Origin of the sequence: Chryseobacterium sp. GP-SGM7, from assembly GCF_049166575.1 — a bacterium.
In the GTDB taxonomy this organism is placed as follows: Bacteria; Bacteroidota; Bacteroidia; order Flavobacteriales; family Weeksellaceae; genus Chryseobacterium.
On sequence record NZ_JBMHFF010000002.1, the window covers coordinates 786332 to 793917 of the forward strand.

5 protein-coding genes and 1 pseudogene are annotated in these 7586 nt (G+C 33.3%); all 6 read left to right on the forward strand.

Annotated features, from left to right (window positions below; translation table 11 throughout):
• Nucleotides 1–21 precede the first annotated feature (21 nt).
• Entirely contained in the window at nt 22–1260 is a 1239-nt protein-coding gene (locus ACOOWA_RS12285; protein WP_421375567.1) for a glycoside hydrolase family 19 protein, read from the forward strand.
• On the forward strand, nt 1247–2089 hold the full coding sequence (locus tag ACOOWA_RS12290) for a tetratricopeptide repeat protein (protein WP_421375569.1): 843 nt from the start codon (nt 1247–1249) through the stop codon (nt 2087–2089). Before ACOOWA_RS12285 ends, ACOOWA_RS12290 begins: the two co-directional genes overlap by 14 nt.
• A 215-nt stretch (nt 2090–2304) precedes the next feature.
• On the forward strand, nt 2305–2775 hold the full coding sequence (locus ACOOWA_RS12295) for a hypothetical protein (protein ID WP_421375570.1): 471 nt from the start codon (nt 2305–2307) through the stop codon (nt 2773–2775).
• 314 nt (nt 2776–3089) lie between these two features.
• Nucleotides 3090–5588, forward strand: coding sequence for an ATP-dependent Clp protease ATP-binding subunit (locus ACOOWA_RS12300; RefSeq protein WP_421375571.1), 2499 nt, complete (start codon nt 3090–3092; stop codon nt 5586–5588).
• 310 nt (nt 5589–5898) lie between these two features.
• A complete protein-coding gene (locus ACOOWA_RS12305; protein WP_421375573.1) occupies nt 5899–6762 on the forward strand; it encodes a lytic transglycosylase domain-containing protein in 864 nt (287 codons plus the stop codon).
• A 556-nt stretch (nt 6763–7318) separates the two neighbouring features.
• Nucleotides 7319–7586, forward strand: a pseudogene (locus tag ACOOWA_RS12310) (T9SS C-terminal target domain-containing protein); the annotation flags it as partial.

A 7586-nucleotide genomic window follows, 5' to 3' on the forward strand; every position in this document is an offset into this window, starting at 1 on the left:
CCGGCACAGGATACCGACAAAATGAAAGCTGATAACAAGCAGAAAATGGAGGAGAAGCGTGCTGAAAATGAAGAGAAAGATAAAGCAGAAGAAGGTTTGTTATTGGCAATAGACGGTGCCAGAATAAAATTCAATGCTCATTTGGGAAAATTTAAAGTATTAAATAATGTACCGACAACACAGGATAAACTTACAGGGACTGTAGTAGAAAAACAAATTCCTAATTTTATCTTTGATGATGGTTTTCAGATGATTTCCCTTACAGAATGGCAGGATTTTGGAACTGCAAAAGTGCAGGAAAATTATGTGCTGCTAAAAAAATCTACTTTACCGGGAACAGGAAAAATGCCGGGGAATATACCTCCAGAGTCAGGAAAAATAGAATTTGTAACCTCCGGACAAGTAAATGTACCGGAAAAGATTGATCCGAAGGGAGCACCGGTGCCGGAGCAGGAAAAGAAACAAAGTCCATGTTCAGACGATTTTACTTTAGCACAAATAAAAAAAGTTTGGCCAAATGCTTCTAATCTTGTTTGGATGCAAGGTATAGTGGATGAGTTGAATAAATCATATACAGTAAATGGTGAATCTAAAAAATTATATGAGATATTTGAGCTTAATACATGTCTTAATAGATCTCATTTTTTTGCCCAAGCATTTGTTGAAAGTGGTGATAATTTATCAGGAGCGTTTAATGGAGAAAGCTTAAATTACTCAGTTGAAGCGCTGAGATCTGGTTATCCCTTTTCTGTATTCAAAAACAATAAAAAATATTATGATTATGCAGACGAAATTGGGCGTAAAAGTGAAATTGATCCCAAAACTAAAAAAAAGAAACTTGTACACGCTGCAGATCAAGAGCAAATTGCTAACATAGCTTATGATGATGATAATAGAGGAAAAGATTATAAATTAGGAAATATAAAAGAAGGTGACGGATGGAAGTTTAGAGGACGTGGGTTAATGCAAATTACAGGAAGGAGTAATTATAAAAGTATTCAGGAAATAATTGATACAAGATTACCTGAATCAGGAACTGATTTGTCATCAGGTAAATCAGTATTTACAGCAAAAGAAGCTGTTTTTGCAGGATTAGGAGATTGGATTTTAAAAAAAGCTAACACTTTGGCTAAGAATGGTGCAACACATGATGTTGTGAATTCGATAACAGCAAAAATAAATTATTCTACAAAATCATATAGCGACAGAAGAGATGCTTTTGATAGAACTGTTAAAATATTTAAAGATGATGATAAATAAAATTTCTTTATTAATCCTACTTTTAGGAATAAGTTGTAATTCCCAAACTTCTCAATTGCAGTCATTGTTAAAATCGAATGAAATTGTAGCTCAACTCCATAATGACTTCAATAATGATGGTACCCGTGATGATTTATATGTTTTAACATTAAAGAATGCTAAAGATATAAAAGAGACTAGTGAACTTACCCAAAGAAAAGTAATCATTGTTTTTAAGAATAAAAATAATACCGAACTATCTACTTATGAAAGCGATACTGTTTTTCCATGCAAAGAGTGTAGCGGTAAATCTGATGTGAATATTGACAATCTGAAGTTTGAAAATAATTTACTTTCTTACACCACCTGTAATGCTCCTTTTGCTTCTGATAAATATTCTGTTATTGATTTTACATTAAAATATTCAAAAAATACTTTTAATCTCTTTAAATATAAAGAGAGCTATTTTTCAGTTGAAGCAGACGATAATGCATCAATACTATTGAATGCGGAAGATGTTTCCAAGATTAAATTTAGTTACTATGATTGGGTTGCGGATAAAAGCTGGTTAGATTATATCATTATTTCAGCTAGTAACATTACTAAAATAAATGATTTTGCCTTTAGTCTTGAAAGTATTAATCCTTCGGTATCAATTAATGTGCTTCAAAAAATAATTCAAAAATACCCAGATCGAGTTGTAGCATATCTTAATATAGCAAATAGTTATTGGATTACAGGTAAAAAAGAAAAGGCTATAGAAAATTATAAAACATATATTTCTTTAATGAAGTCTCAAAAGAAAGACCTCAACAAAATTCCGAAATATGTTACAGAAAGAATAAAATGATAAAATACCTGTTCAATATATTATTTATTTTTTTGTTTAGCCTATCTTCATATGCTCAGCAAGTCTTTATTTTAAAAGATTCGGTCTGTATTTCTAAGAAATGTTTTGAGTTACAGGAGTTAAAAATAGGAACTAAGAATACTGGAATTTATAAGAGAATTCAAAAAAGCTATGATCTTTTTAACGGTATTTTTTTCGACAGTCCGGAGAAAAGATTGAACGCCAAAAAAGATACTTTAAATAAATTAATTTCAACAAATTCATTGCGTGATAACCAATATGGTTTTGAAAATTATAAGATTTTTTTGAATAAAAATGAATTGCTTAATGTATCAGTACATATTCAGTCATATGGTTCCCCATGGGAAGCTACAGTGTATTATTTCTTTGACGAAATGAATGATACAGAAGTTGGAGAAAACTTATTCCTCAACAAAAAAATGCTTTTACAGGTATGTCGTAAAAAATTAAAGACAGATAAAAGTATATCCTTTCCTATGAAGAATCTCAGCCAATATAAAATAAACACCAATACCGCGGGAAACATGACAGGCATAGATTTCATTTTTTATGATGAAAAAAATAGAACCAACAGCGGTTACCCTGAATATTCAGCTTCTTTTACATATAAAGAAATTGAGAAATTTATTGCACCACAATATAAAAAGAGACTGATACAATTTTAATTTATGAATCCATCATTGATAATAATTTTATTTTAAGAGTTTGTTTGTCATTCAGAAGGAATTTAAACATTCTGAAATAAAGCAGTTTAGATTCTTCTGGAAATCGAAGATTCGACGAGGGTAATGACAAAATGACTGCTGATTTTAGAGTTATGATTAAAACCCACATTCATATTTAATTTAAAAAAGAAATAAAATAAGAATAAATTCGTCCAAAATATTCCCGGTCAATGAAAATAACCAATTTTTAATTTTAATGATTGATAAAAAAGGCTTATTTTAGTTACACCAAAAATCAAAATATTAAAATATAAATGGGAGTACTTGTTACCAATGAAACTGTGAAACAGTTATTTCATATTGCACAGTCAATTGCGAGAGAAAATTACAATGCAACTTACAGTGGGCCTCATATTTTACAGGCTTTAATGCACAAAGATATTGGTCTGAACGAGTTTCTAAAATCTATAGACAAAGATCCGGGATATTTTTATGAATGGGCAGATGTCCGAATTGAAGATTATCCTAAAACCACACATCTTCCGGCCGAAGTTGGAGAAGGAGAATTTGTAGATAAAATCCTTGAAGAAGCCGATGATATTCGTTTAAAATTAGGTTTGGATGAGATTACGCCGGTTTGTATTTTAACGGCGATTGTAAAACCACAGGTTGCTTTTACTTTACAGCAATTGAAATCACTTCCGTTACGAGAACATGAAATTTTCAATCTATACAGAAAAGATGCACCTTTTGCGGCGACTCAAAATGGTGAAATTTCTTCGCTTTTTGGTGGAAATTCATCAGATTTTTCAGATTCTTCTTTTCCATCAATCAAAGCATATTGCGTAGATAGAACTACGCAGGCTAGAAACGGCGATCTTGAAAATATTATTGGTAGAGATAAAGAACTGAGAATGCTGGTAGAAATTCTTTGTCGGAGAAGCAAACCAAATGTGATTATAATCGGAGAACCCGGAGTCGGGAAAACAGCTTTGGTTGAAGGTTTTGCCACAGAAATCATCAAAGGGAATGTTCCTGAAATGCTTAAAAATGCAACCTTATTGGAACTCGACACCGGAGCATTATTAGCCGGAACTTCTTATAAAGGTGAAATTGAAGACCGGCTGAAAAAAGTAATCAATGAATGCAAAAAGATTGAAAAAGCAGTTTTATTTATTGATGAAATTCACACTCTTTTAGATCCGAAAGGAAGCATTGGAAATGTTGCAAATTTGCTTAAACCTGAATTGGCTCGCGGAGAAATTACCGTAATCGGAGCGACAACTCAGGAAGAATACAGAAAAATTATTGAACCGGAACAGGCGTTTAACAGGCGTTTTGAAGTTTTAACGGTGAATGAGCCGGATGAAAAAACCTGCGTCAAAATGATTGATGTTTTACTCGATGGTTATAAAAAGCACCACGGAATTGAAGTGGAAAAAACCGCAATTCCCGAATGTGTACGTTTGGCGAAAAGATATGCAAAAGGAAAAAAACTTCCGGATGCAGCAATTGATCTTTTAGACCGAACAATGGCTGCAATCAAAATGCTCGATGAATTGTCTGAAAAAGAACTGGAAAGCTGGAAAGAAATCTATGAAAATATTTTAAAAGAAGAATATTTTGACGATAAAGACAAAGCCGACGAATTAATCTGGAATTACAACTTACTAAGAGATAAAATCAGTCCTATCTTGTGGGGTTCTTTAAATGAGCAACCACAAATTGATAATTCGATGCCGGTTGAATCGATTCAGAAAATAATTGAAGACACATACGCCGAACTTTTACAGCATGCATCCAAAAAACGAGAAAAAGTAGACCGTCTCGAATTGGCGGCAGTAATGGCTGCAAAAACCAATATTCCGATCGGGAAAATTCAGGCTCAGGAAAAAGAGAAATTGCTGAATATGGAAGGGCTTTTGATGAACAGAGTTGTGGGGCAGGATCACGCTTTGAAAATTCTTTCTGATGCAATTGTTGAAAACCGAAGCGGATTAAATAAGCCGGGACAACCCATTGGTTCATTCTTCCTTTTAGGCCCAACAGGAACTGGAAAAACAGAATTGGCAAAATCCATGGCGGAATTGTTGTTTAACGATGAAAAAGCAATGGTTCGTTTCGATATGTCAGAATTTAAAGAAGAACATTCTGCAGCGCTTTTATACGGTGCGCCTCCTGGTTACGTAGGTTATGAAGAAGGCGGAATGTTGGTGAATAAAATCAGACAGCAACCTTATACTGTTGTTTTATTTGATGAAATTGAAAAAGCGCATCACTCGGTTTTTGACGTGTTTTTACAGATTATGGACGAAGGAAAAGTTCATGATAAGCTTGGAAAAGAAGGAGATTTCAGCAACGCTTTGATTTTATTTACTTCAAATATTGGTAGCGAAGAAATTGTAAAACAGTTTGAGCAGGGAAATGTTCCGGAATCAAATTCTTTAATGCAGATCATGTCAAGTTCAGGGAAATTCAGACCGGAATTTTTGGCGAGAATTACCGAAATTATTCCGTTTGCACCGATTACAGAATCAATTGCAGAAAGAATCTTTAATATTCAGTTAAAGTCGCTTCATAATTCATTAACCAGATTGGGAATGAGTCTGAAAATCAGTGATGAAGCAGTGAAAAACTTAGCCTTAAACGGATTCAGCAGTAAATATGGAGCAAGACAGATTTCCGGAGTTATCAGATCTCAACTGGCAAGACCGATTTCTAAAATGATTGTAAGAGAAGAAGTGAAAACCGGACAAAATTTATCCGTTGACTGGAATACTGAAGAAGAAAAAATAAGCTGGAAAGTAGATTGATTGCAGATTTTATTTAACTTAAAATAAAATTTCTCGCAGATTAAACTAATCAAGCGGATCTTTAAATCTGCAAAATCTGTTTAATCTGCGAGAATAGTAAAAATAATTAATTTGAATTTAGATTTTTAACAGTTTTAAAATTCAACAGTTACTTTGTCATTCTGGAAGAATCTAAACTTCAATATTCTCAGGCTGTTGAGATTTCTACGAAATGACAAAACGATCGCTGAATTTTATATTATGATTATAAGCGGACATTCATTTAAAAATTCAAATGATCTGAATAAAAGTATTTTATAAATACATTAAAATGAAATCGAATTTCAAAAATATCATTCTAGCTGCGGCATTTTTAAGCTGTTCACATTTTGTGAATGCGCAGTTTCTTTCTGCTTCCGATACTTCTGAAAGCAGTGTAAGGAAATACAGGAATATTATTGAAGCCAACAGAGAAATCGTTACTTTCATCGAATATTCTATGGTTGAAAGAGGTTTGCCAAAGCATCTAAGAAATTTAGCTTTAATTGAATCTCATTTTAACAGAAATATCACTTCAAGCGCAGGAGCAGTAGGAGTTTGGCAGTTTATGACCGCTCATGCCAATCAATATGGATTGACGGAAGACCGCCGGAATGATTTGTACAGAAGTACAAAAACGGCGGCCGTTTCGCTTAAAAATCTTTACAAAAAATACAATAATTGGGTAACTGTTGTGGCGGCCTACAATTGTGGTGAGGGCAATATTGCCAAGGCAATGCAGCTAGCAAACTCAACGCAGTATCATGTTTTCTCAAAATATTTGCCGGCAGAAACCATCAATCATGTGAAAAAATATCTCAATGCGTGTTATGCAACGGGAGAATTATCTTCTGTTTTGGCTAATTATAGTGACTCGAGAACGATATCACTTTTGAAAGCAAGGGAAAGTTATACTCCGGGAATTCCATTGTCTGAAACTGAAATTAATGCAGGGTTTAATCTGAATATTATTGCAGACGAGCTAAAGATACCGATGGATGAAATCCTTTCCTGGAATCCGGGAATCAAGAATGAACTGGATTCAAATGGCGAAAGCACGCTGTATCTTCCAACCGATCTGATGCCCGATTTTTTGCTTAAAAAAAATAAAATTCTTTCCCGTTCTATAAAAGAGGGGAGTATCTCTTCTCAATAGACAAGAACAAAATCTTATTAAATTATCATACTATTTTTCATTAAAAACCCACCGAAGTTCGGTGGGTTTTGTCATTTTTACACATTATTTTGATGGTGTATCGCTCCATCTCTGTCGTTCCATCTTCAAAATAAATTGACGTTTAAAAATGTCAATAGTAATAACCTGATTTTAACGGTTTGTCTGTTATTGACTTCGTCGAATCTTCGATTTCTGCAGGAAACCTAACGAAGTGGTTCGATAATGTCCATCTCAACAAAAATAAAGCGGTCTAGATTTCTGCGAAATGACAAAATGAATGCTCATTTTAGTTTTATAATTAAAAACGGATATTGATTAATATGAATTTTTACACCAATTGCAATATTTTAGAAATAAAAATTAAGCGTTTTTAATATAAAAAAGATAATCGTAAAGAAATTATACGACAGGTTTTGTCGTCATATGCTATTATATTTGTGGTATTGATACAGAATTATCTTTATTAATTATTATTCATCAGAAAATATAATCAGTTAAAATAAGTTAAATTCGTACAAATTTTAATAACCAAATTATGAAAAAACTCTACATGAGTGCGTTTCTGATAAGCACTGCAGCAGGATTTCATGCTCAGAATGTGGTTTGGCAGAAAGACATTCAATCTTCAACACAGGATTTTCTTTCGCAGGTGACCACAACAATCGATCAGCAATATCTGATTACGGGAAGCAGTATACAGGCAGGAAGCGGGAAGTTGGGTGCCGGAAGTTCAACTGCAAAATCACAACAAAATAACGGCTACGATTTTCATTTAGTCAAACTCAACCAACAGGGTGAGGAAG

Coding starts and splice junctions, on each gene's coding strand:
- ACOOWA_RS12285 (WP_421375567.1), top strand. CDS start 22: ATGAAAGCTGATAACAAGCAGAAAATGGAGGAGAAGCGTGCTGAAAAT.
- ACOOWA_RS12290 (WP_421375569.1), top strand. CDS start 1,247: ATGATGATAAATAAAATTTCTTTATTAATCCTACTTTTAGGAATAAGT.
- ACOOWA_RS12300 (WP_421375571.1), top strand. CDS start 3,090: ATGGGAGTACTTGTTACCAATGAAACTGTGAAACAGTTATTTCATATT.
- ACOOWA_RS12305 (WP_421375573.1), top strand. CDS start 5,899: ATGAAATCGAATTTCAAAAATATCATTCTAGCTGCGGCATTTTTAAGC.